23 protein-coding genes are annotated in these 22,823 nt (G+C 67.9%); 19 read left to right on the forward strand and 4 right to left on the reverse strand.

The genetic code is table 11. The features are described 5' to 3' along the window. The first annotated feature begins 7 nt into the window (after positions 1-7). The 7 genes from KF887_15185 to KF887_15215 all read left to right on the forward strand — a co-directional run bounded on the left by KF887_15185 (position 8) and on the right by KF887_15215 (position 5,030). Positions 8-685, forward strand: a complete 678-nt coding sequence (locus KF887_15185; GenBank protein QYK40736.1) for a cysteine hydrolase — start codon at positions 8-10, stop codon at positions 683-685. Then, the gene (locus tag KF887_15190) at positions 682-2,217 is read left to right on the forward strand and encodes an ABC transporter ATP-binding protein (GenBank protein QYK40737.1); all 1,536 of its coding nucleotides are present in this window, start codon (positions 682-684) and stop codon (positions 2,215-2,217) included. The genes KF887_15185 and KF887_15190 overlap by 4 nt, the downstream gene beginning before the upstream one ends. Further along, positions 2,217-2,882, forward strand: coding sequence for a cysteine hydrolase (locus KF887_15195; protein ID QYK40738.1), 666 nt, complete (start codon positions 2,217-2,219; stop codon positions 2,880-2,882). Before KF887_15190 ends, KF887_15195 begins: the two co-directional genes overlap by 1 nt. Beyond that, complete coding sequence (locus KF887_15200) at positions 2,854-3,210, forward strand: cupin domain-containing protein (protein ID QYK40739.1); 357 nt, start codon at positions 2,854-2,856, stop codon at positions 3,208-3,210. The genes KF887_15195 and KF887_15200 overlap by 29 nt, the downstream gene beginning before the upstream one ends. A gap of 430 nt (positions 3,211-3,640) precedes the next feature. After that, positions 3,641-4,249: a hypothetical protein gene (locus KF887_15205; protein QYK40740.1), complete on the forward strand. Its 609-nt coding sequence runs from the start codon at positions 3,641-3,643 to the stop codon at positions 4,247-4,249. Further along, a complete protein-coding gene (locus KF887_15210; GenBank protein QYK40741.1) occupies positions 4,246-4,677 on the forward strand; it encodes a hypothetical protein in 432 nt (143 codons plus the stop codon). Before KF887_15205 ends, KF887_15210 begins: the two co-directional genes overlap by 4 nt. 71 nt (positions 4,678-4,748) lie before the next feature. Further along, a complete protein-coding gene (locus tag KF887_15215; GenBank protein ID QYK40742.1) occupies positions 4,749-5,030 on the forward strand; it encodes a hypothetical protein in 282 nt (93 codons plus the stop codon). 96 nt (positions 5,031-5,126) lie between these two features. Here KF887_15215 and gatB read toward each other — a convergent pair whose 3' ends face one another. Then, positions 5,127-6,638, reverse strand: a complete 1,512-nt coding sequence (gene gatB, locus KF887_15220; GenBank protein QYK40743.1) for an Asp-tRNA(Asn)/Glu-tRNA(Gln) amidotransferase subunit GatB — start codon at positions 6,636-6,638, stop codon at positions 5,127-5,129. Positions 6,639-6,817: 179 nt separating this feature from the next. Between gatB and KF887_15225 the strand changes: the two genes are divergently transcribed. From KF887_15225 to KF887_15240, 4 genes are all read left to right on the forward strand, one after another. Further along, on the forward strand, positions 6,818-7,411 hold the full coding sequence (locus tag KF887_15225) for a transglycosylase SLT domain-containing protein (GenBank protein ID QYK40744.1): 594 nt from the start codon (positions 6,818-6,820) through the stop codon (positions 7,409-7,411). Positions 7,412-7,481: 70 nt separating this feature from the next. Continuing rightward, entirely contained in the window at positions 7,482-8,375 is an 894-nt protein-coding gene (locus KF887_15230) for a kinase (GenBank protein QYK40745.1), read from the forward strand. Then, positions 8,372-9,322 carry a pseudouridine-5'-phosphate glycosidase gene (locus KF887_15235; protein QYK40746.1) on the forward strand — a complete coding sequence of 317 codons (951 nt, stop codon included), beginning with the start codon at positions 8,372-8,374 and terminating at the stop codon, positions 9,320-9,322. The genes KF887_15230 and KF887_15235 overlap by 4 nt, the downstream gene beginning before the upstream one ends. A gap of 69 nt (positions 9,323-9,391) precedes the next feature. Next, a complete protein-coding gene (locus KF887_15240) occupies positions 9,392-10,117 on the forward strand; it encodes a DUF502 domain-containing protein (protein ID QYK40747.1) in 726 nt (241 codons plus the stop codon). Between the two features lie 9 nt (positions 10,118-10,126). Here the strand turns inward: KF887_15240 and KF887_15245 are convergent, their stop codons facing one another. Together KF887_15245 and KF887_15250 are read right to left on the reverse strand one after the other, a co-directional pair. After that, entirely contained in the window at positions 10,127-11,191 is a 1,065-nt protein-coding gene (locus KF887_15245) for a patatin-like phospholipase family protein (protein QYK40748.1), read from the reverse strand. After that, on the reverse strand, positions 11,169-11,942 hold the full coding sequence (locus KF887_15250) for a 3-hydroxybutyrate dehydrogenase (protein QYK40749.1): 774 nt from the start codon (positions 11,940-11,942) through the stop codon (positions 11,169-11,171). The genes KF887_15245 and KF887_15250 overlap by 23 nt, the downstream gene beginning before the upstream one ends. A gap of 388 nt (positions 11,943-12,330) precedes the next feature. Between KF887_15250 and KF887_15255 the strand changes: the two genes are divergently transcribed. The 4 genes from KF887_15255 to KF887_15270 all read left to right on the forward strand — a co-directional run bounded on the left by KF887_15255 (position 12,331) and on the right by KF887_15270 (position 17,815). Further along, positions 12,331-14,046, forward strand: coding sequence for an ABC transporter substrate-binding protein (locus KF887_15255; protein ID QYK40750.1), 1,716 nt, complete (start codon positions 12,331-12,333; stop codon positions 14,044-14,046). Positions 14,047-14,277: 231 nt separating this feature from the next. Further along, positions 14,278-15,801, forward strand: a complete 1,524-nt coding sequence (locus tag KF887_15260) for an acyl--CoA ligase (GenBank protein QYK40751.1) — start codon at positions 14,278-14,280, stop codon at positions 15,799-15,801. Further along, positions 15,798-16,472: a DsbA family oxidoreductase gene (locus KF887_15265; protein ID QYK40752.1), complete on the forward strand. Its 675-nt coding sequence runs from the start codon at positions 15,798-15,800 to the stop codon at positions 16,470-16,472. Before KF887_15260 ends, KF887_15265 begins: the two co-directional genes overlap by 4 nt. Before the next feature lie 131 nt (positions 16,473-16,603). Further along, positions 16,604-17,815, forward strand: a complete 1,212-nt coding sequence (locus tag KF887_15270; GenBank protein QYK40753.1) for a multidrug effflux MFS transporter — start codon at positions 16,604-16,606, stop codon at positions 17,813-17,815. A gap of 15 nt (positions 17,816-17,830) precedes the next feature. Here the strand turns inward: KF887_15270 and KF887_15275 are convergent, their stop codons facing one another. Then, positions 17,831-18,994, reverse strand: a complete 1,164-nt coding sequence (locus tag KF887_15275) for an amidohydrolase (protein QYK40754.1) — start codon at positions 18,992-18,994, stop codon at positions 17,831-17,833. A 125-nt stretch (positions 18,995-19,119) separates the two neighbouring features. Here KF887_15275 and KF887_15280 point away from each other — a divergent pair, with 125 nt between their 5' ends. The 4 genes from KF887_15280 (at position 19,120) to KF887_15295 (ending at position 22,779) form a co-directional block, all read left to right on the forward strand. Beyond that, a complete protein-coding gene (locus KF887_15280; GenBank protein ID QYK40755.1) occupies positions 19,120-19,722 on the forward strand; it encodes a DUF922 domain-containing protein in 603 nt (200 codons plus the stop codon). 65 nt (positions 19,723-19,787) lie between these two features. Then, a complete protein-coding gene (gene mazG / locus KF887_15285; GenBank protein ID QYK40756.1) occupies positions 19,788-20,597 on the forward strand; it encodes a nucleoside triphosphate pyrophosphohydrolase in 810 nt (269 codons plus the stop codon). Positions 20,598-20,729: 132 nt separating this feature from the next. Next, positions 20,730-21,737 (forward strand): Fe(3+) ABC transporter substrate-binding protein, encoded by a 1,008-nt coding sequence (locus tag KF887_15290; GenBank protein QYK40757.1) that lies wholly within the window; start codon positions 20,730-20,732, stop codon positions 21,735-21,737. Positions 21,738-21,837: 100 nt separating this feature from the next. Beyond that, the gene (locus tag KF887_15295) at positions 21,838-22,779 is read left to right on the forward strand and encodes a nucleoside hydrolase (GenBank protein ID QYK43602.1); all 942 of its coding nucleotides are present in this window, start codon (positions 21,838-21,840) and stop codon (positions 22,777-22,779) included. Positions 22,780-22,823: the final 44 nt, after the last annotated feature.

The following is a 22,823-nucleotide window of genomic DNA, read 5'->3' on the forward strand; positions in this document are numbered from 1 at the left end:
GGCCGCGATGACCACGGTATCCGCCACCCCCTACCCCTGGCCCTGGAACGGTGACCTGCGCCCCGCGAACACCGCGCTCGTGATCATCGACATGCAGACCGATTTCTGCGGCACCGGCGGATATGTCGACATGATGGGATATGACCTGTCGATGACGCAGGCCCCCATCGGCCCGATCAGCGCCGTCCTGGCCGCGATGCGCGCCCGGGGATACCACGTCATCCACACCCGCGAAGGCCACCGCCCCGACCTGTCCGACCTGCCGCCCAACAAGCGCTGGCGGTCGCAGCAGATCGGCGCGGGCATCGGCGACCCGGGGCCCTGCGGCAAGATCCTCGTGCGCGGCGAACCGGGGTGGGACATCATCCCCGAACTCTACCCCGAACCCGGCGAGGCGATCATCGACAAGCCCGGCAAGGGGTCCTTCTGTGCCACCGACCTGGAACTGATCCTGCGCACCCGCGGCATCGACAACCTGATCCTGACCGGCATCACCACCGATGTCTGCGTCAGCACCACGATGCGCGAGGCGAACGACCGCGGCTTCGAATGCCTGGTCCTGTCGGACTGCTGCGGCGCCACCGATGCGGGCAACCACGCGGCGGCACTGAAGATGGTGACGATGCAGGGCGGCGTGTTCGGCGCCGTCAGCGACAGCGCCACCCTGATCGCGGCGCTGCCATGACGCTGGTGCCCGAAACCTTTCCCGCGACCGGCGCGCTCGAGGTCGAGACGCTGGGAATGACCATGCGCTTCGGCGCCTTCACCGCGCTCGACGACGTGTCGATCAAGGTCGCGGCAGGCAGCCTGCACGCGCTTCTGGGCGAGAACGGCGCCGGCAAGTCCACGCTCGTCAAATGCATGATGGGCTTCTACCACGCCACCGCGGGGCAGATGCTTGTCGGCCACCGCGAGGCGCATATCGCCGACCCGCGCGACGCCCATGCGATGGGCCTCGGCATGGTCTACCAGCACTTCACCCTGGTCCCCTCGCTGACCGTCGCCGAGAATCTGGTGATCAGCCGCAAGGACGCCCCCGCCGTGATCGACTGGCGCCGCGAACGCCGCGATCTTGCCGGGTTCATGGACGCGATGCCGTTCCGCGTGCCGCTGGATCAGCCCGTGGCGCGGCTGGCGGCGGGCGAGAAGCAGAAGCTCGAAATCCTGAAACAGCTCTACCTCGGCCGCCGGTTCCTGATCCTCGACGAACCGACCAGCGTCCTGACGCCGGACGAGGCGGACGAGGTTCTGGGCCATGTCCGGGGGCTGTGTGCCGCGGGCGACATCAGCGTGCTGATGATCACCCACAAGTTCCGCGAGGTCACGGCCTTTGCCGATCACGTCTCGGTCCTGCGGCGCGGCAGGATGGTGGGCGAGGGGCGGGTGGCCGACCTGTCGCATGCCGACATGGCCGCGATGATGATCGGCGCCGAAAAGCCGCCCGCCGCCGTGGCCCGCCTCGGCCAGACCGGCGCCCCGGTGCTCGAGATGCGCGACGTCCGGGCGACCGATCGTTCCGGCCTGAAGGAGATCGCCATCGACACGCTGACCGTCCGCGCGGGCGAGGTGGTCGGCATCGCGGGGATTTCGGGCAACGGGCAGATGGAGCTGATGGAAATCCTGACAGGCCAGCGCGCCCGCCACGGCGGCACCGTCACGGTCAAGGGCCGCCCCTATGCCGCCACGCGCGGCGAAAGCCAGGTGCTCGCCGTCCGCTACCTGCCGGAGGAACCGCTGCGCAACGCCTGCGCGGGCCGGATGTCGGTGGTCGAGAACATCGCCTTCCGCAGCTTCGACCGCGACGGCGGGCGCGAGCGGTTCTGGCTCGACGGCCCCGGCATGCGGCGCCGCGCGACCGACCTCATCGCCGCCTACAAGGTCCGGACCGCCTCGCCCGACGCCCCGATCGCGGCCCTGTCGGGCGGCAATGTCCAGCGCGCCGTCCTCGCCCGCGAACTGACCGGCGAGGTCGAGCTGCTGGTCATCTCGAACCCCTGCTTCGGCCTCGATTTCACCGCCGTCGCCGAAATCCGCGCCCGCATCCTCGCCGCCCGCAACGCCGGAACCGCCGTCCTGCTGATGAGCGAGGACCTGGACGAGGTGATGGAGCTTTCCGACCGCATCCTCGTGATCTCCGAGGGGCGCATCGCCTATGAAACCCCGGCCGAAGGCGCCAGCATCGCCGCCATCGGCCATCACATGGGGGGGCACGCCTGATGCCGGTGATCGCCGCCGATCCCTTCGGTTTCGCCTTCGAACCCGCCACCACCGCGCTGATCGTCATCGACATGCAGCGCGACTTCCTCGAACCCGGCGGCTTCGGCGCCGCGCTCGGCAACGATGTGTCGCTGCTGCGCGCGATCATCCCCGCCACCGCGCGGCTGATCGCCGGATGCCGCACCGCCGGGGTGCCGGTGATCCACACCCGCGAATGCCACCGCCCCGACCTGTCCGACCTGCCGCCCTCGAAGCGCGACCGGGGCAGCCCCGCCCTGCGCATCGGCGATGCCGGGCCGATGGGCCGCATCCTGATCGCGGGCGAACCCGGCGCCGCGATCATCCCCGAACTCGCGCCCCTGCGCACCGAGACGGTGATCGACAAGCCCGGCAAGGGCGCCTTCCACGCCACGCCGCTCGCGGCCGAACTGGCCCGGCGCGGCACCCGGTCGCTGATCCTCGCCGGCGTCACCACCGAGGTCTGCGTCCAGACCACGATGCGCGAGGCGAACGACCGCGGCTTCGACTGCCTGCTGGCCGAGGATGCGACCGAAAGCTATTTCCCCGAATTCAAGGCCGCCACGCTGCGCATGATCCGGGCGCAGGGCGCCATCGTCGGCTGGACGGCGCCGGTCGATGCGGTGCTGGGGGCGCTGGGTGTCTGATCCGCTGTGCCTTCCGGCGCTGCTGGCGGGCGGCTGGCGCGACGCGGTGTTCGGCCCCTTCCGCGAGGGGGTCGAGATCAGCATGATCCTGCCGGGCGAACCCGCCGTCGCCCTGCTGCGCTATGCCCCCGGCGCGGGCGTGCCGCGCCACCGCCACCGCGGCCTCGAAACCATCCTGGTGCTCGAAGGCGTGCAGAGCGACGACCACGGCGACTATCCCGCCGGCGCCCTGGTCCTGAACCCCGAGGGCACCGAGCACCGCGTCTGGTCGGCGGGCGGCTGCGTCGTGCTGATCCAGTGGAACCGCCCGGTGGAATTCATCGCCTGACCCCGCCCGCGGTTGCCGCGCTCCGCGACCGCCGTTAACCTGCCCTGAACCGGGGGGCGGCAGGCTCGCGCCGGGCCTTGGGCGGGGCGGGCATGGCGAACCATCTCTTTTACGGCGACAACCCGACCGTACTGCGCTCACAACGGCAAGTTCGGCATAGACGAAGAGCATGATGTTCGGCCGCCCGGATAAGGCCGACATCTTGGCCTGCCTTAACGTGATGGAAACCCAGCCTGTTGTACGTCACCGGTAACTTCAGCCGACCGGCAACGGCAATATGCGCTGTCAACGCACTGCAAGTCGCTACCTCGTGATTCTGCTGGGCAAGAGTCATAGATGAAGTACGAAGCCATGCCGCAGGAGATGCCTTGACACATTAGGGTCAACATCTGACAGAATTTGTGCGACAGTGCACCGTGTGGACTCAAAAATGCCCGAATCTGATGGTTTGTTCATCCCCGGAGACCTCGACGAACTATATGGCCTGCCGCGAAGTGCGGAGTCCACCAATGACTGGGAGACTGGGCACGAACCCTTGTCCCTTTGTTTCTTCGACGCGGGTGTAGGAAAGGCCATGGCGGAATTTCGCGAACTCGCGCTAGCCCAACCATTCAGAGCTGCTGCCCAGACACTCAACTTTATTTGGGGGATGGGTGAGGATGGGAAAATAAGAATTGCGATTGAAGAGATCGCGCAGATCAACGAAAGACCAGTACCGCGCGGAATTCCAATCAGACGCGGCATGGATCCAATGCTTTCCTCTGAAAAGAAACTTGGGCATCCGTGTATTGTCGCGCACGGTACAGCCAGAATTGCTGGCGAACTGTATCTTGATGAATCTACCGACGTCGAGAATGAACTCGCATGGACTCTTAATGCCCGATCCGGTAGGTTTCATGGCTCGGAGGATCGGAGGCCTAAGATTGAGCAGATCAGAAATGTCGCTCGCATTTTTGCTCGGAACATGAATTGTCGGATTTCGCTTGATTTGATTGATGACATGAGATCCCCTTTGCCTAACGGGAACGCTGCACGATGACTGGCAACGATGACTTCAGTGAACCCGACCTCAGCAGACTCGTTGATCGTTTCGTTATGTTCAAGAAATCTGACAGAATATTTCTTTATACGCTGTCAAAGAACGATTCCAAGGCCGTCAATACGGCTTGCCGCCAGTTCTTGAGGAAAATGGCTGCGCTCAACTATGTTGAACAATATCGAATTGAATCAGTCGGTGAGTGGATCGGCATAAACATAGATACAATCTCTAAGGGACTTGTTCGCTTCTCAGAAAGAATGATTAGCGAAGGCGGAAATAGGACATCTGGCGCGAGTACTCGCCCTTGGAAGAACCCGGATGTATTCAGGTACTTTGTGGCAGGAGTGGTTCGTGGGCGCTCTATAGCAAAAAATTTTCCTGCTAACAACGAAAGCACAATTCGTTTTGAAGTGGTGTCGCCTGAATAGAGCAGACAATCTGGGCGCCGACGTCAGGAGATTTGCAGCGTCAACAATTTGCGCAGCAACCTCGCGTCAGCATGATCCGCGACCTGAAAGGCGTGATCGAACGCGAACGCGCGGGGGTCGGCGTGTTCCTGACCCTCACCGAACCCACCAAACCCATGATAACCGAGGCCGCATCGGCGGGCCTGCACGAAGAACCCGGCTTCGCCCCCGTCCCCCGGTTGCAGATCGTCACCGTCGAACAGGCGATGGCCCTGCGCGAACGCGCGGTGCAGCTTCCCGCCCGCCGCGACGACGCCTTCAGGCGCGCCGCGCGCGAGGAAACCCGGGGGGCACAGGGCAGCCTCGACCTCTGACCGGACGGCGCGGCAATCCCTAACAAAGGATGAATCCCGAAGGGTCAAGCCGTTGATATCATTGGCCCGGGAAAATGTCCCATCGTGGGACGCCCCTCACAGCCCCAGCTTGGCCGCCACCATCCGGTTCACCACCGCCGGGTCGGCCTTGCCCCCCGTGGCCTTCAGGACCTGCCCGGTGAACCACCCCGCCAGCTTGGCATTCACCCGCGCCTTCTCGACCTGCGCCGGGTTCGCCGCGATCAGGTCGTCCAGCGCCCGTTCGATCGCGCCGGTGTCGGTCACGGCCTTCATGCCCCGGGCGGCGGCGATCTCGGCCGGATCGCCGCCCTCGGTCCACAGGATCTCGAACAGGTCCTTGGCCATCTTGCCGGTGATCTCGCCCGAAACCAGCAGGTCCAGCAGGCCGCCCAGCTGCGCCGCCGACAGCGGGCTGTCCTCGATGCCCAGGCCCTGCCGGTTCAGCCGCCCGAACAGCTCGTTGATCACCCAGTTCGCCGCCAGCTTGCCGTCGCGCCCCGCCGCCACCGCCTCGAAATAGGCGGCCGTGTCCAGCTCCGCCGTCAGCACCCCGGCGTCATAGTCGGTCAGCCCGTAATCCGCCATGTAGCGCGCCCGCCGCGCGTCGGGCAGTTCCGGCATGGTGGCCGCGATGTGGTCCACCCAGTCCTGCCCGATCTCCAGCGGCAGGAGGTCGGGACAGGGGAAATAGCGGTAGTCATGCGCCTCTTCCTTCGACCGCATCGACCGCGTCTCGTTGCGGTCGGGATCGTAGAGCCGGGTTTCCTGCGTGACGCTGCCGCCATCCTCGATGATCGCGATCTGCCGCCGCGCCTCGTACTCGATGGCCTGCTGGATGAACCGCATCGAGTTCATGTTCTTGATCTCGCAGCGCGTGCCGAGATGGGCGAAGTCCTGCGTCGCCTGGTACTTCTCGTATTGCCCGGGCCGGCAGACCGACACGTTCACGTCCGCCCGCAGGTTGCCGTTCTGCATGTTGCCGTCGCAGGTGCCGAGATAGCGCAGGATCTGGCGCAGCTTGGCCACATAGGACGCCGCCTCCTCGGGACCCCGGATGTCGGGGCGGCTGACGATCTCCATCAGCGCCACGCCGGTGCGGTTGAAATCGACGAAGGACATCGCCGGGTCCATGTCGTGGATCGACTTGCCCGCATCCTGTTCCAGATGGATGCGCTCGATCCGCACCCGGCGGGCCACGCCCGCCCCCAGCCAGACCGTCACCTCGCCCTCGCCCACGATGGGATGGTAGAGCTGGCTGATCTGATACCCCTGTGGCAGGTCGGGATAGAAATAGTTCTTGCGGTCGAAGGCCGAGCGCAGGTTGATCGCGGCCTTCAGCCCGAGCCCGGTGCGCACCGCCTGTTCGATGCAGAACTCGTTGATGACCGGCAGCATCCCCGGCATCGCGGCATCGACAAAGGCCACGTTCGCGTTGGGTTCGGCGCCGAACGCGGTCGAGGCGCCCGAGAACAGCTTGGCGTTCGAGGCGACCTGGGCGTGGATCTCCATGCCGATCACCAGTTCCCAGTCGCCGGTGGCCCCGGCGATGACCTTGGGTTTCGGGGTCTCGAAGGTGAGGTCGAGCATCGGCAACTCCGGATTTTCACCCGTGTTTAGGCAAGGGGGCGCGCAGGGGCAAGGGCGGGGGCGGCGGAAAGGCGCCCATGCGCGCCCCCTGCGACCGCACGCGGGTTGCATGCGGTGCATGGCCCCGCGCAGGAACGCCGTGCCGCACAGACGGGTGCGGTGCAACCGATGACGGATGGATGACCCGCCGACCTTTCCTTGCCACGATGCTGGCCCTTGTGCTGTCGGGCTGCCTTGCGGCCCCCGATGCCGGAATGATGCAGTTCCGCCCCGCGATGCGCTGGGATCACCGCGATGAGGCGACCGACTGGACCGCGCGCACGCTGATGGCCGTGGCAGAAGAGGACGACGCGCTTGCGATGCGCGTTCCCCATGACATCGAAACCTGGTGCCCCGGCTATTCCAGTGCCAGCCTTCCGGAACGCCGCGCCTTCTGGGTGGCGATGCTGTCGGCGCTGGCCAAGCACGAAAGCACCTGGAACCCGCGCGCCAGCGGCGGCGGCGGGCGCTGGATCGGGCTGACGCAGATCGCACCGTCGACGGCGCGGCTTTACCGCTGCGAGGCGCGCACCCCGGCGGCGCTGAAGGATGGCACGGCGAACCTGGAATGCGCGGTCGAGATCATGGCCGACAAGGTGGCCAAGGACGGCCATGTGGCGGGTCCGCGCGGCACCCTGGGGCTGGGGCGCGACTGGGCGCCGTTCCGCAAGGCATCCAAGCGCAGCGACATGGCCGCCTGGGTCAGCCAGCAGAGCTATTGCAAGGCCTCGTGACGGCGGCCTGACGGCCATCGCGGCGACAGGACGGCTTGCAGCGGAGGCGCGGCCTTGCCATGACGGAGGCATGACGCTGCCCGCCGTTCTCTGCATCGGATCGGTCCTCTGGGACACCATCGGTCGTGCCCCCGCCGCGATGCGCGTGGGTTCGGACGTGCCAGGGCGCATCACCCGGCTGCCGGGCGGGGTGGCGATGAACATCGCGATGACATTGCGCCGGTTCGGCGAGGTTCCGGCCTTGCTGAGCGCCATCGGGCGCGATGCCGAGGGCGACGAACTGGTCGCGGCGGCAGCGCGGATGGGGCTGGTCACCGATCACGTCTACCGGTCCGACGACCTGCCGACCGACCGTTACATGGCGGTCGAGGGTGCGAACGGGCTGATCGCCGCGATCGCCGACGCGCATTCGCTGGAAGCGGCAGGAGACAAGATCCTGCGCCCGCTGTCGGACGGACGGCTTGGGTCGGCGGCGGCACCCTACGCGGGGGTGATCGCGCTGGACGGAAACCTGACAGAGGCACTGCTGTCCGAGGTCGCGGGGTCGCCGCTGTTCGCGGCGGCCGACCTTCGGGTGGCCCCGGCATCGCCCGGCAAGGCGGAACGGCTGCTGCCCCTGCTGACGCATCCGCGCGCGACGCTGTATGTCAACCTGGAGGAAGCCGGGCTGCTGGCGAAGGAGCGCTACGACTCCGCCGCCGCAGCGGCCCGCGGGCTGCTGGCACGGGGGGCGGCACGGGTGATCGTCACCGATGGCGGGCGCAGCTGCGCCGACGGCATGCGCGCGGCGGGCGTGGTCGAGGGGACGCCCCCGTCGGTGATGGTGACGCGGGTGACCGGGGCGGGCGACACCTTCATGGCCGCGCATGTGGTGGCCGAGCGGCGCAGCGCGGGGCGCGAGGCGGCGCTGGCCCGCGCGCTGCGGGCCGCCGCAGACTATGTATCGGGAGAGATCGGCACATGACCGCACCGCTGAACCTGACGCCCGAGGTGGCCCGTGCCCTGCGCGACGGCGCGCCGGTGGTGGCGCTGGAATCCACCATCATCACCCATGGCATGCCCTGGCCGCAGAATGCCGAAACCGCCCGCGCGGTCGAGGCGGCGGTGCGGCAGGCGGGCGCCGTGCCGGCCACCATCGCGGTGATGGGCGGGCGCATCCATGCCGGTCTGAGCGAGGCGGAGCTGGACGCGCTTGCCCGCACGCCGGATGCGATGAAGCTGAGCCGGGCCGACCTTGCGGCCTGCCTGGCGACGGGGCGCACAGGGGCCACGACGGTGGCCGCCACGATGATCTGCGCCCGGCTGGCGGGAATCGAGGTCTTTGCGACGGGCGGCATCGGCGGGGTTCACCGGGGGGCGGAAACCACGTTCGACATTTCCGCCGACCTGCGGGAACTGGCGGAAACGGCGGTCACGGTGGTCGCCGCGGGGGCGAAGGCCATTCTCGACCTGCCCAAGACGCTGGAGGTTCTGGAAACCCTGGGCGTGCCGGTGATCGCCTACGGGCAGGACGATTTCCCCGCCTTCTGGTCCCGGTCGAGCGGGCTGCGCGCACCGCTGCGGATGGACAGCGCCGCGGCCATCGCGGCGGCGCACCGGATGCGGGGGCGTCTGGGCCTGCCGGGCGGACAACTTGTGGCGAACCCGATCCCCGAGACCGACGAGATCGCGCCGGGCGTGATCGGCCCGGCGATCGAGGCGGCGCTGGCCGAGGCCACGGCCGCGGGAATCGGCGGCAAGGCGGTGACGCCGTTCCTGCTGGATGCGGTGTTCCGGGCGACGGCGGGGCGGTCGCTTGCGTCGAACATGGCGCTGGTGCTGGCCAACGCCCGGCTGGCCGCGGAAATCGCGGTCGCGCTGGCCGGTCTGCCGAAACCACAGGCGGTTCGCACGGTTTCCGGGCCGGTCTAGGGCGCCCGGCGCAATGGGCCATTGAGAACGGCGGCGCCACGCCTTAAGTTCCGGCCAACGGAGTGTCCCATGACCGAACAGCCCCATTCTGCCCCGCGGCGGCGCCCGGGTGTCTTGGCCAGCCTGCGCAGCAGTTTCCTGACCGGGCTGATCGTCATCATCCCGATCGGGCTGACGATCTACCTGATCTATGTGGTGACCGGCTGGATCGACGGCTGGGTGCTGCCGTTCATCCCCACCGCCTACCGGCCCGACACGCTGATCCGCTACTGGTTCGGCGAGGAGACCTGGCTCAACGTGCGCGGCGTGGGCGTGCTGGTGTTCCTCGTGTTCACCGTATTCGTCGGGTGGATCGCCAAGGGGATCATCGGTCGGTCGTTCCTGCACTGGACCGAGCGCACGGTGGACCGTCTGCCGATCGTCCGGTCGGTCTACAACGGGCTGAAGCAGATCGCGGAAACGGTGTTCAGCCAGGGCGATCAGAAGTTCGAGCAGGCCTGCCTGGTGGAGTATCCCAAGGAGGGTATCTGGGCAATCGGCTTCATCTCGACCAGGGCGAAGGGCGAGATCGCGGCCAAGTTCCCCCCGGGCGAGGACATCCTGTCGGTGTTCCTGCCGACCACGCCGAACCCGACCTCGGGTTTCCTGCTGTTCGTGCCGGCACGCGACGTGCGCATCCTGGACATGAAGATCGAGGATGCCGCCAAGCTGATCATCTCGGCGGGGCTGGTCTATCCGAACGGCAAGGGCGAGGTCTCGGTGGTGCCCCGGCCGCCCGCGCAGGCAGCGGAATAGCCCGGCGCGTCAGTTGTAGAGCGCCGCGAGGTCGACGGACCCCTGCCGCCCCAGACTGGCGCCATGGTCGCGCAGAAAGGCAGTGGCCGCGGCGCGGCCCGCGCGTTTCAGCCGGAACAGGAACCAGGGCGAGGGCAGCAGCTTGGTGGCGGCGGTCATCGACTGCATCAGCGCGTCATCGGCGATCATGTGGACGCGCACGTCCTTCATCGCCCCCGGCGAGATGACGCCCTGCGCCAGCAGGCGCTTGACGAACGCGATGGCGCGCAGGTCGCGCAGCAGCGGTGCGTTGAAGGAAATCTCGTTGATGCGGTTCTGGATCTCGGCCGGGGTCTGGGGCACATCCTCGCGCCGCAGCGGATTGACCTGCACGATCACCATGTCGTCGGGAAGCGCGGGGGCATAGAGCGGGAACAGCGCGGGATTGCCGGCATAGCCGCCATCCCAATAGGCCTCTCCGTCGATCTCGACCGCCTGGAACACTGTGGGGATGCAGGCCGAGGCCATCAGGGCCTGTGCCGTGATCTCCTGACCCTCGAAGACGCGGATCTTGCCGGTCCGGACGTTGGTGGCCGAGACGTAGAAGGCGGGGCCGGTGTCGGCACAGACCTTGGAGAAATCGAGCCGCCGCACCACGGGTTCCAGCGGGTTCCTCCATGCCGGGCCAAGGTTGTAGGGCGAGAACACCTGCGCCGCGATCCCCTGGGGCGAGACCGGCACCATCGCCTCCCACGCCTCGGTCACGGCGGCGGCGAAGGGAAAGGCGGGCCGCAGCCACGACGACATCCGCAGGTCGCCCACCCGGGCCACCTGCCGCCAGAGCGCATCGAGACTGGCACGCGCACCCGCACGGCCACCCTCGATCATCCCGGCCTTGAGCGCGGCCCCGTTCAGGGCACCGGCAGAGGTGCCGGAGATACCCGCGATCTCGATCCCGTCCTCTTCCAGCAGGCGGTCGAGCACGCCCCAGGTGAAGGCGCCGTGCGCGCCACCGCCCTGCAGGGCCAGGGTGATGCGGACGGCCGTCACCGCGCGCAACCCGCCGCCGCCATCAAAGCGCGGTCCATCCGCCATCCACGCTGATCGTGGTGCCGGTGATCTGGTCGGCGGCGGGCGAGCACAGGAACACGGTCGTGCCGCCGATCTGTTCGGTGGTGGCGAACTGGCGGGACGGCTGGCGGGTCAGCATGACCTCGCGGATCACGGTATCGCGGTCCATGCCGTGAACCTTCATCTGGTCGGGAATCTGCGCCTCGACCAGCGGCGTCAGCACGTAGCCCGGACAGATGGCGTTGGCGGTGATGCCCTGCCCCGCCACCTCAAGCGCGGTGGTCTTGGTCAGCCCGACCACCCCGTGCTTGGCCGCGATATAGGCCGACTTGAAGGGGCTGGCGGTCAGGCCGTGGGCCGAGGCGATGTTGACGATGCGACCCCAGCCGCGCGCCTTCATCCCGGGCAGGGCGGCGGCCGTCGTGTGAAAGGCCGAGGACAGGTTGATCGCGATGATCGCATCCCATTTCGCCACGGGGAATTCGTCGATCGCGGCGACATGCTGGATGCCCGCGTTGTTCACCAGGATGTCGCAGCCGCCCGCCCTCTCGACGAGGGCGCGGCAGGCATCACCATTCGCCATGTCGGCGGGGATGTAGGTGACAGATACACCGAATTCGGCCGCCATGTCGGCCGCCAGCGCGTGATCCTCGGCCCGGTCGGTGAAGGAGTTGACCACCACATCCGCACCGGCCCGCGCCAGTTCCCGCGCGATGCCAAGACCAATGCCGGAATTCGATCCGGTGACGACCGCGCGCTTGCCCCTCAGGCTCATGTTCCACCCCCGATGCTGCATTTGCGGCAACGTGCCATGCCGCGACCGCAAAGGAAACCGTCAACGGGGATGACGCGGCGCCAAAAAAAACGCCGGCGCGAAGCCGGCGTTAAGTGTTGAGGCAGGTTTCATACAGGCAAGAAACCTATCGAGCAGTGCCCTTCTTATAGCCCCGTCTGCGGCCCGGGCCAAGTTAAAAGTTTGAAACTGCTTGGGACGCGCCTTAGGGTCGGGGCCAAGAAAAACAGGCAGCGCAGGGATCTTGGACATGGCGGCAAGGCAGTTTTTCGCTGGCAGAGGTCGTTGGGGCGCGGTCGGCGCACTGGTGGCGCTGGGGCTGTTTGCGGGGGTGATTCCCGCCCGGGCAGAGCCCCGGCACGGCATCGCTATGTATGGCGAGCCCGCGCTCCCACCGGATTTTGTGTCGCTGCCGCATGTGAACCCCGATGCGCCGAAGGGCGGGCGGGTCGTGTTCGCGGAAGCGGGGGGGTTCGACTCGCTCAACCCCTTCATCGTGAAGGGCCGCGCGCCCGCCAGCGTGACCCAGTTCACCGTCGAGACGCTGCTGGGGCGCAGTTACGACGAACCCTTCACGCTTTACGGGCTGCTGGCCGAATCGGTCGAGACCGACGAGGCACGGAACTGGGTGGAATTCACCCTGCGGCAGGAGGCCCGATTCGCTGACGGCAGCCCTGTGACCGTGGAAGATGTTCTGTGGTCGATGGAAATTCTGGGCACCAAGGGCGCACCACGCTTCGCCGCCGCCTGGGAAGCGGTGGAGAAAGCCGAGGCGACAGGACCGCGCAGCGTGCGCTTCACCTTCAGTACCGACAACCGCGAGCTTCCGCTGATCATCGGACTGCGCCCGATCCTGCAGAAGGCGCAGTGGGCGGGACGGGATTTCGCCGAGTCGGGGCTGGTGGCACCGGTGGGGTCCGGTCCCTACCGGGTAAAGTCGTTCGAGCCCGGCCGCTTCATCGTCTTCGAGAAGCGCGATGACTGGTGGGGCGCGGGTCTGCCGTTCTACCGTGGCCAGCACAACATCGCCGAGATCCGCATCGACTATTTCGGCGATGGCGGGGTGGTGTTCGAGGCCTTCAAGGCGGGCGTTGTCGACAGCTACCGCGAGACCAACGCGGCCCGCTGGGACAACCGCTACGACTTTGACCGGGTGAGATCGGGCGAAGTGGTGAAGTCGTTGATCCCGCATCGCCGCCCCTCGGGGATCGAGGGGCTGGCGATGAACACGCGCAAGCCGTTCTTTGCCGACTGGCGTGTGCGGCAGGCGATGATCGAGGCGTTCAACTTCGAACTGATCAACCTGACCCTGACCGGCGGCGTGCAGCCGCGCATCCAGAGCTATTTCTCGAACTCGGTCCTCGGCATGGCGGTCGGGCAGCCCGCGCAGGGGCGAGAGGCCGAACTGCTGGCCCCGTTCGCCACCGAACTGCCGCCCGGCACGCTGGAGGGCTATGCGCTGCCCGTTTCGGATGGGTCCGAGGCCAACAGGCGCGGCATCCGGGCGGCGACCGCCCTGCTGGAAGAGGCAGGCTGGACCACCGGACCGGACGGGCTGCTGAGGAATGCCGGCGGTGAGCCCTTTGGCTTCGAGATCCTGCTGCAGAACGGGCAGGACGAGATGATCGCCATTGCCAACATCTACATCGAGGCGCTGAAACGGCTGGGGATGCAGGTGCGGGTGACCAGCGTGGACAGCGCGCAATATGTCCAGCGGACCAATGCCTATGACTTCGACATGACGCATTACGTGCGGTCGCTGTCGTTGTCGCCCGGAACCGAGCAAAAGCTCTACTGGTCGTCGCGCGCCGGCCGGGAACCCGGCACACGCAACTGGATGGGGGTGGACGAACCCGCCGCCGACGCGATGATCGACACGCTGCTTTCGGCCACCGGCAGCGAGGACTTCGTGGCGGCGACCCGCGCGCTGGACCGGGTGCTGACGGCCGGGCGCTATGTGATCCCGATATGGTTCTCGGATACCGGCCGGATCGCGCATCACAGGCGGTTGCGTTTTCCGGATCGTTTGCCGATCTACGGTGACTGGATCGGGTTCCAGCCCGAGGTCTGGTGGGTTCAGGAATGACGGCGATGCGTTGGATGATGGTGGCAGCCCTGGTTGCACTGGCGGGCTGCAACACCGTGGCAGGGGTGGGCGAAGATATCTCTGGTGCCGCACGGACGGTTCAGCGGGCGTTGTGACGCGGCGGGCCGTCGCATGGTGGCGCGTCGGCGGCGGACTGCGCCCCGGGTGATCGTGGCGGCGGGCTGACGGGTGGCTTGCGCCGCGCGCGCCGGGGGTCTAGCCCTGCGAGCCATGCTGTCGATCCACGCCGAAGGCGCCCCGCCCGCCCTGCCCGCCGCAATGAACCTGGCCGCACATGTGCTGGCCGGGGCCACCGCGCACCCCGAACGGTCGGCGCTGCAGCTGGTCGGCCCGCAGCGCGCCGAACGCTGGAGCTATGCGCGCCTCGTGGCGGCGGTGCGCGGCTGCGGCGCGGCGCTGCTGGCGCAGGGGCTGGCTCCGGGCGACCGGGTGCTGATGCGGCTGGGCAATACGCCCGATTTTCCGGTGGTCTTTCTGGGGGCGATCGCGGCCGGGCTGGTGCCGGTGCCCACCTCGGCCCAACTGACGGCGGCCGAGGTGGAAAAGCTGGTTCCGGTGATCGGCCCCCGCCTGATCGTGGCGGGGCCGGGGGTGGCGGTGCCAGGCGTCGTGCCCTGTCCGGTGCTGGCCTCCGACGCCCTGCGCGGCGCCGAGGACCGCGCACCCTGCGACTGGGCGATGGGGCCGCCGGACCGGCTGGCCTATATCGTCTTCACCTCGGGCACCTCGGGGCGCCCGTCGGCGGTGATGCACGCGCATCGCGCGATCATCGCCCGGACCATGATGCGCGACGGTTGGGAGGGGCTGGGACAGGGCGACCGGCTGATGCATGCGGGCGCGTTCAACTGGACCTACACACTGGGCACCGGCCTGATGGACCCCTGGGCAGCGGGGGCAACGGCGCTGATCCCCCTGCCGGGAACCGAGCCCGCGCAACTGCCGCTGCTGCTGAAACGCCATGATGCCACGATCTTTGCGGCGGCGCCCGGGGTGTTCCGGCCGATGCTGCGGGCAGGTCTTCCCGCGCTGCCGCGCCTGCGCCACGCCCTTGCGGCGGGCGAAAGCCTGTCGCCCGACCTGCGCGCGGAATGGCGGGCGGCCACGGGGACGGACATCCACGAGGCGCTGGGAATGTCAGAGATCTCGACCTTCGTGTCCGGCAGCCCGGCGCGGCCCGCGCCCGAGGGCCACGCGGGCTTTCCCCAGCCCGGCCGGCGTGTTGCCGTGCTTGACGATGCCGGGATGCCGGTGCCGGTGGGCCAGCCCGGCGTGCTGGCCATCGACCGGCGGGACCCCGGCCTGTTCATGGGATACCTGGGTGATGCTGCCGCCACGGCCGCGCGGTTTCGCGACACATGGTTCGTGACAGGTGACCGGGTGGCCATGCAGCCCGATGGCGCCATCGCCTATCTGGGGCGCGACGACGACATGATGAACGCGGGCGGGTTCCGCGTGTCGCCGCTGGAGGTCGAGACGGCGGCGGCGGGGTTTCCGGGGCTGGCAGAGGCGGCGGCGGTGGAACATGCCGTGCGCCCCGGTGTCAGCGTGATCGCGCTGGCCTATTCCGGGCTCGCCCCGCTTGACGAGACGGCGCTGGAAACCCACCTTGCCCAACGTCTGGCGCGCTACAAGCAGCCGCGCCTTTTTCGTCATCTTCCCGCCCTGCCCCGCACCGCGAACGGCAAGCTGAACCGCCGTGCCGTGCGTGACCTGCTGAAGGACCCCGCGCCATGACCCCCGCCACGCTTCCCGATGCCACCCGCGTGCGGCTGGATATCTTTTCCGATCCGGTCTGCCCCTGGTGCATGATCGGCAAGGCGAACCTTGACCGCGCCCTGGAATCGCGCCCGGACCATCCCTTCGCGGTGGAATGGCATCCGTTCCAGCTGAACCCCGACATGCCGAAGGAAGGCACCGACCGCCGCGCCTATCTTGAGGCGAAGTTCGGTGGCCGGGACCGCGCCGTCCAGATCTATGCCCGCGTCGCGCAGGCGGCCGAGGCGGCGGGCGTGCCCATCGACTTCGAACGGATGGAGCGCACGCCGAACACGCTGGACGCGCACCGCCTGATCCACTGGGCGGGTCTGGAAGGGCGGCAGACAGCCATCGCGGCCGCGCTGTTCCGCGCCTATTTCCGCGAAGGCCGCGACATCGGCGACGCCGCGACACTGGCCGCCATCGCGGGCGAGGCGGGCATGGATGCCACCGTGGTGACGCGACTTCTGGCCAGCGACGCGGATGCCGACGACATTGCCGCGCGCGATGCCGACGCGCGGCGCCGCGGTGTCAGCGCGGTGCCGACTTTCCTGATCGCGCGGCAATATGTGGTGTCGGGGGCGCAACCGGTCGCATTCTGGCAGCAGGTCATCGACGAACTTGCCGCGCAGGCCAACCCGCCGACCTGACGCGCGGGCGGCGCGCGCTGGCACCAGATCCTCCGTTTTGACGGTTTTCTGACCCTTGGGGCGGTCCGGCCGGGCAACTCTGGCACCGGCGCGGCGCGCGTGATAGCCCGCCGCCGCAGAAGGAGACACCGATGACCGCGCCGCAACGCCCGCTTGGCCAGACCGAATTCGTGGCCCTGATCGCGATGCTGTTCGCGACCATCGCCTTTTCCATCGATGCCATGCTGCCCGCCCTGCCGCAGATCGCGGCCGAACTGACACCGGCCGCGCCGAACCGTGCGCAACTGATCATCACAAGCTTCGTGCTGGGCATGGGAATCGGCACGTTCTTTGCCGGGCCGCTGTCGGACAGTTTCGGACGCAAGCCGATGATGGTGGCGGGGGCGGCGCTGTATTGCCTGGGCGCGGCGGCGGCCTGGGCGGCGCCGTCGCTGGAAACCGTTCTGGTGGCACGTCTGGTGCAGGGCCTGGGCGCAGCGGGGCCGCGCGTGGTGTCGCTGGCCATGGTGCGCGATCTCTATCAGGGGCGGCAGATGGCGCGGGTGGTCAGCTTTGCCATGATGGTCTTCACGCTGGTGCCCGCCGTTGCCCCGCTCGTCGGTTCCTGGATCATGGCGGGGACCGGCTGGCGCGGCATCTTCGCGGCCTTCCTGGTGTTCTCGCTGATCTCGATGCTGTGGCTGCAGTTACGCCAGCCCGAGACCCTGCCGTCCGAACGCCGCCGTCCCCTGGCCGCAGGCCCGCTGCGTGCCGCGCTGGTCGAGGTCATGTCGCGCCGGGTGATCGTGCTCGCCATCGCGGTGCAGGCGCTGTGCTTCGGCGCGTTGTTCGCAACGCTGTCGTCGACCCAGCAGATCTTCGATGTGACCTTCGGTCGGGCGGCCGAGTTTCCTCTGTGGTTCGCGCTGATCGCCCTTGTGGCGGGCACCTCCAGCCTGTTGAACGCGGTGCTTGTGGTGCGGCTGGGGATGCGGCGGCTGGTGACGGTCACGCTTGCGGTGCAGGCGGTCGTGTCCTTCGCGATGGCGGTCGGCGCGCATGCGGGCACCTGGCCACCGGGCCTTGCCTTTCCGGTCTATCTGGCCTGGACCATCGGGGTGTTCTTCATGGCGGGCATGACGATGGGCAACCTGACCGCGCTGGCGCTGGAACCGGTGGGCCACATCGCGGGCATGGCGGCATCGGCGGTGGGCGCGATCGCCACAGTCGCGGGCGCGGCCCTGGCCATTCCGCTGGGCCTGGCCTTTGACGGCACGCTCGTGCCGCTGGCGGCGGGGGTGGCGGCGCTGGCCGGGTCGGGGCTTCTGCTGATGCTGCGGATGCCGCCGCCGGCTGCGGCCTGAACGCCAGCCCGGCCCTCAGGCGGGCGGCTGGGCCCGTTCCACCAGACGGGCAAAGAACGAGGCACCGATCGGGGCGGCCTCGTCGTTGAAGTCATAGGCCGGATGGTGCAGCCCCGCCCCCGGCCCGGTGCCGAGGAACAGATAGGCGCCCGGCCGCGCTTCGAGCATGTAGCTGAAATCCTCGGACCCCATCTCGCGCGGGGCGCTGGCGTTTACCTGCGCCTCGCCCACCACATCGGCGGCAGCGGCGGCGGCGAAATCGGCCTCGGCCGCATCGTTCACCGTGGCGGGATAGCCCCAGTCATAGTCCAGATCGGCGGTGACGCCGAAGGCCGCGGCATGTCCGGCGACAATCTCCTGCACCCGGCGTTTCAGCAGCGCCCGGACATCGGGCGAGAAGGCGCGGATCGTCGCGCAGAACCATGCGGTTTCCGGGATGATGTTGCTGGCCGTGCCCGCGTGGATCTGGGTAACCGAGATCACCGCTTCCTCAAGCGCGTGGACGTTGCGCGGGATGATCGTCTGCATGGCCTGCACCATGGCCACCACCGCCACCACCGGATCGACGCATTCATGCGGCGTGGCACCGTGCCCGCCCTTGCCGGTAACCCGCACGGTCGCGGTATCGACCGAGGCCATCAGCGGCCCGGGCGTCGTCAGGAACTGGCCGAAGGGCACGTTGGGCGCGTTGTGGATACCGAACACCCGGTCGATGCAGAAGCGGTCCATGATGCCCTCGCGCACCATGACCTCGCCGCCGCCGCCGTCCTCCTCGGCGGGCTGGAAGATCAGCGCGACGCGGCCCGAGAAGCGGCGCGTTTCGGCCAGGTACGCGGCGGCGCCCAGCAGCATCGTGACGTGCCCGTCATGGCCGCAGGCATGCATCGCCCCCGGCACGGTCGACGCATGGGCGGCCCCCGTCGCCTCGGGGATCGGCAGCGCATCCATGTCGGCACGCAGCCCGATGGTCTGGCCCGGTCCCTGGCCCTCGATGATCGCCACGATCCCGCTTTCGGCGATGCCCTGATGCAACTCGTCCACGCCGATCTCGCGCAGCCGCTCGGCGATGAAGGCGGCGGTGCCGTGACAGGAAAACTTCAGTTCGGGATGGGCGTGCAGATGCCGCCGCCAGGCGGTCATCGTGTCGGTCATCGCGGCGATGCGGTTCAGGACGGGCATGGATGGTCTCCTCTGCCCGAGGTCATGCCATGCGCAGGCAGGCAAAGGCAACGGACTGTCCGCATGCACCGGCCCGTGGTATGGTCGGCCATTGAGTCAATCGATTGCAGAGGAACGCAGGAACCATGGCCAGCAAGCTTACGGTGAAGGTCGATACCCCGAAAGTCACGCCCTACAAGGTGTCGGGAAAGACGCTTGAGGAAATCTGGAACGATATCCAGAAGAAGGGTCCAAAGGACGGCGGCAAGGCCCGCGCCGGTTACACGACGGCGCCCGTCGACACCCCCAACAGCTACAAGTTCGACGAGGAGCAGGACACCAAGGCCAAGGTCAAGGATGGCGAGGCCTGGATCGTCACCGCGAAGGGCGGCGAGATCAAGGTGTCACCGGTGATCCAGATGCCCGAGCTGACCGACGACAAGGACCTGAGTGACGAGGACAAGAAGGCCTGGGCCACCTTCGTCAAGGGGGTGCGGGACCACGAGGACGAACATGTCGCGGCCACCAAGGCCGAGGCCGAGGCTGTGGCCAAGGAGATCGGCGAGATCGCGGGCAAGGGCACCGGCAAGGACAAGAAGGCCGCCGTCAAGGCGGCGACGGCCGACTGGGTGAAGCAGTTCAAGGCCGCTTTCGACGGTGGCAAGCTGGACAAGCGGATGAAGAAGGTGAACAGCGACCTCGACACCAGCGGTCACGGGCCGGTGCTGAAATTCACCAAGTCGAAATAGCCGCAACCCGCCTTCCGCCGTCCGGCCCCTGCCGCTAGACAGGCGGGGTCAAGGCGGGGGCGGGCATGCAGGACGATGAACTGATCCGGAACGGCGGCGGCCGCACCGAGCGGCTGCTGGCGATCATGGCCCGCCTGCGCGACCCCGCACGGGGCTGCCCCTGGGACCTTGTGCAGGACTTCGCGACCATCGCCCCCTACACGATCGAGGAGGCGCATGAGGTGGCCGACGCCATCGACCGGCAGGCCTGGGACGAACTGCCGGGGGAACTGGGCGACCTGCTGCTGCAGGTGGTCTTCCATGCGCAGATCGCACGGGACCGGGGCCTGTTCGGCTTTGCGGATGTGGTGCAGTCGATCGCGGATAAGATGGTGACGCGCCATCCGCATGTCTTCGGCAGCGACAGCCGCGACAAGACGCCCGACCAGCAGACCGCCGACTGGGAGGCCCTGAAGGCGGCCGAGCGGGGTGCGGCGCGCACGCTTGACGGGGTCGCCATGGGACTGCCCGCGCTGACCCGGGCGGTCAAGCTGCAGAACCGCGCGGCGCGCGTCGGGTTCGACTGGCCATCGACAGCCGAGGTCGTCGACAAGATTGCCGAGGAAGCCCGCGAACTGGTCGAGGCACGGGAGCATCTGGACGAGTCCGAGATTGCCGAGGAATTCGGCGACCTTCTGTTCGTCATGGCGAACCTTGCGCGCCACCTGAAGGTTGATCCCGAGGCGGCGCTGCGCGCGGCGAACGCCAAGTTCACCCGCCGATTTCGCCGGATCGAGGACTGGCTGGCCGAGGACGGGCGGCGCCCGGAACACAGCGACCTGACCGAGATGGACGCGCTATGGGACCGCGCCAAGGCCGAGGAACGGCAAGGATAGCGCCGGGGGCACGGACCGCCCACGCTGATTTCCGATCGCGCAGGCATTTTCCGATGTCTTCACTCAGGCATTGACCGAAGCAAAAGACTCAGGTTTAAGGGCGCCAGAATTTCCGACAAAAGAGGTCAGCGAATGAACCTGCGTCTTCCCCTGCTCGCCGTCGCGCTTGGCAGCACCGCCCTTCCGGCAGTTGCGCAAGAGATCAACGTCTACTCGCACCGCCAGCCCGAACTGATCCAGCCGCTGGTCGATGCCTTCACCGCGGAGACCGGCGTCAAGGTCAACGTCGCCTTCGTCGACAAGGGCATGGCCGAGCGTCTGGTGGCCGAAGGCGACCGCAGCCCGGCGGACCTGGTGCTGACGGTCGACATCGCGCGGCTGATGCAGGTGGTCGATGCGGGCGTCATCCAGCCCGTGCAGTCGGACGTGCTGGAGGCGAACATCCCCGCGGAGCTGCGCGACGAGGGCGACCAGTGGTTCGGCCTGACGGCGCGTGCGCGCATCGTCTATGCCCACAAGGAGCGGGTGGCCGACGGCGAGGTGACAACCTACGAGGATCTGGCCGACGCCAAGTGGAAGGGCCGCATCTGCACCCGGTCGGGCACCAATGACTACAACGTGGCGCTGCTGGGCGCGGTCGTGGCCCATCACGGCGAAGAGGCCGCGAAGGCCTGGGCCGAGGGACTGAAGTCCAATCTGGCCCGCAAGCCCGCCGGTGGCGACCGCGATCAGGTCAAGGCGATCTGGGCGGGCGAATGCGACATCGCCATCGGCAACACCTACTACATGGGCCAGATGCTGGCCGATGCCGAACAGACCGAATGGGCCAACTCGGTTCGCATCGTGTTCCCGACCTTCGCCAACGGCGGCACCCACCTGAACGTCTCGGGCGTCGCCATGACCAAGGCCGCGCCGAACAAGGACGAGGCGCTGAAGTTCATGGAATGGCTGTCCGGCGACACGGCGCAGAAGATATATGCCGAAACCAACCACGAATTCCCGGTCAAGCCGGGGGTCGAACGGTCGGACCTGGTCAAGAGCTGGGGGGACTTCACCGCTGACACCCTCGGCCTGACCGAGGTCGCCAGGCAGCGCCCCGTCGCGCTGAAGATCATGGAAGAAATCGCCTTCGACAGCTGAGGCAGCGGGCGGGCACATCCCGCACAGGCAGCGCAAGAGGGGCCGGGTGGACAACGCCCGGCCCTTCGGCTTTTCTGCCGCCGGGCAGGGAGTGCATCACATGGCGCCGCGCAAGATCATCATCGACACCGACCCGGGGCAGGATGACGCCGTGGCGATCCTGCTGGCGCTCGCCAGTCCGGCCGAGGTCGATGTCCTGGGCGTGGTCGCCGTGGCCGGCAACGTGCCGCTGCGCCTGACCGCGCGGAATGCCCGGATCATCTGCGAACTCGCGGGGCGCAGGGACATTCCGGTCCATGCCGGCTGCGACGCGCCGCTGAAGCGCAAGCTTGTCACCGCCGAGCATGTGCATGGCAAGACCGGCCTCGACGGCCCGCAACTGCCCGACCCGACGATGCCGCTTCAGCCTGAACATGGCGTGGACTTCATCATCCGCACGCTGCGCGAACACCCGTCCGGCACCGTCACCCTCTGCCCCCTCGGACCGCTGACGAACATCGCCACGGCCTTCCGGCGGGCGCCCGACATCGTCGGCCGGGTGCAGCAGGTCGTGCTGATGGGCGGGGCCTATTTCGAGGTTGGAAACATCACCCCCGCCGCCGAGTTCAACATCTTCGTCGACCCCGAGGCGGCCGATATCGTGTTCCGGTCCGGCGTGCCGCTGGTCGTCATGCCGCTGGACGTGACGCACAAGGCGCTGACCTCGCGCGAATGGGTCGAGGGGATGCGCGGCCTGGGCAGCGAGCCCGGCCGGATGGTCGCCGAGTGGACGGATTTCTTCGAACGCTTCGACGTCGCGAAATACGGCAGCCAGGGTGCCCCCCTGCATGATCCCACGGTGATCGCGTATCTGATACGCCCCGGCCTTTTCACCGGCCGCCACATCAATGTCGAGATCGAGACCACCTCGGAGCTGACGCTGGGAATGACGGTGGCGGACTGGTGGGGCGTCACGCGGCGCCACGCGAACGCGCTGTTCATGGGCGGCATCGACGCACCGGGGTTCTTTGCCCTGCTGAACGAGCGGATCGCGCGGCTGTGACAGGTTTGCGTAGCGACAGTTTGACCAAGCAAAAGAATCGGGCT

Source organism: Paracoccaceae bacterium, from assembly GCA_019454225.1.
In the GTDB taxonomy this organism is placed as follows: Bacteria; Pseudomonadota; Alphaproteobacteria; order Rhodobacterales; family Rhodobacteraceae.

Excerpts from the sequence above, each read along its gene's own strand:
- KF887_15280 (QYK40755.1), top strand. The coding sequence starts at position 19,120 with ATGGCCAGCAAGCTTACGGTGAAGGTCGATACCCCGAAAGTCACGCCC.
- KF887_15225 (QYK40744.1), top strand. The coding sequence starts at position 6,818 with ATGACCCGCCGACCTTTCCTTGCCACGATGCTGGCCCTTGTGCTGTCG.
- KF887_15245 (QYK40748.1), bottom strand. The coding sequence starts at position 11,191 with ATGGCGGATGGACCGCGCTTTGATGGCGGCGGCGGGTTGCGCGCGGTG.
- KF887_15295 (QYK43602.1), top strand. The coding sequence starts at position 21,838 with ATGGCGCCGCGCAAGATCATCATCGACACCGACCCGGGGCAGGATGAC.
- KF887_15190 (QYK40737.1), top strand. The coding sequence starts at position 682 with ATGACGCTGGTGCCCGAAACCTTTCCCGCGACCGGCGCGCTCGAGGTC.
- KF887_15275 (QYK40754.1), bottom strand. The coding sequence starts at position 18,994 with ATGCCCGTCCTGAACCGCATCGCCGCGATGACCGACACGATGACCGCC.
- KF887_15230 (QYK40745.1), top strand. The coding sequence starts at position 7,482 with ATGACGCTGCCCGCCGTTCTCTGCATCGGATCGGTCCTCTGGGACACC.
- KF887_15195 (QYK40738.1), top strand. The coding sequence starts at position 2,217 with ATGCCGGTGATCGCCGCCGATCCCTTCGGTTTCGCCTTCGAACCCGCC.
- KF887_15265 (QYK40752.1), top strand. The coding sequence starts at position 15,798 with ATGACCCCCGCCACGCTTCCCGATGCCACCCGCGTGCGGCTGGATATC.
- KF887_15215 (QYK40742.1), top strand. The coding sequence starts at position 4,749 with ATGATCCGCGACCTGAAAGGCGTGATCGAACGCGAACGCGCGGGGGTC.
- KF887_15270 (QYK40753.1), top strand. The coding sequence starts at position 16,604 with ATGACCGCGCCGCAACGCCCGCTTGGCCAGACCGAATTCGTGGCCCTG.
- gatB (QYK40743.1), bottom strand. The coding sequence starts at position 6,638 with ATGCTCGACCTCACCTTCGAGACCCCGAAACCCAAGGTCATCGCCGGG.
- KF887_15205 (QYK40740.1), top strand. The coding sequence starts at position 3,641 with ATGCCCGAATCTGATGGTTTGTTCATCCCCGGAGACCTCGACGAACTA.
- KF887_15290 (QYK40757.1), top strand. The coding sequence starts at position 20,730 with ATGAACCTGCGTCTTCCCCTGCTCGCCGTCGCGCTTGGCAGCACCGCC.
- mazG (QYK40756.1), top strand. The coding sequence starts at position 19,788 with ATGCAGGACGATGAACTGATCCGGAACGGCGGCGGCCGCACCGAGCGG.
- KF887_15250 (QYK40749.1), bottom strand. The coding sequence starts at position 11,942 with ATGAGCCTGAGGGGCAAGCGCGCGGTCGTCACCGGATCGAATTCCGGC.
- KF887_15200 (QYK40739.1), top strand. The coding sequence starts at position 2,854 with ATGCGGTGCTGGGGGCGCTGGGTGTCTGATCCGCTGTGCCTTCCGGCG.
- KF887_15260 (QYK40751.1), top strand. The coding sequence starts at position 14,278 with ATGCTGTCGATCCACGCCGAAGGCGCCCCGCCCGCCCTGCCCGCCGCA.
- KF887_15210 (QYK40741.1), top strand. The coding sequence starts at position 4,246 with ATGACTGGCAACGATGACTTCAGTGAACCCGACCTCAGCAGACTCGTT.
- KF887_15240 (QYK40747.1), top strand. The coding sequence starts at position 9,392 with ATGACCGAACAGCCCCATTCTGCCCCGCGGCGGCGCCCGGGTGTCTTG.
- KF887_15185 (QYK40736.1), top strand. The coding sequence starts at position 8 with ATGACCACGGTATCCGCCACCCCCTACCCCTGGCCCTGGAACGGTGAC.
- KF887_15255 (QYK40750.1), top strand. The coding sequence starts at position 12,331 with ATGTATGGCGAGCCCGCGCTCCCACCGGATTTTGTGTCGCTGCCGCAT.
- KF887_15235 (QYK40746.1), top strand. The coding sequence starts at position 8,372 with ATGACCGCACCGCTGAACCTGACGCCCGAGGTGGCCCGTGCCCTGCGC.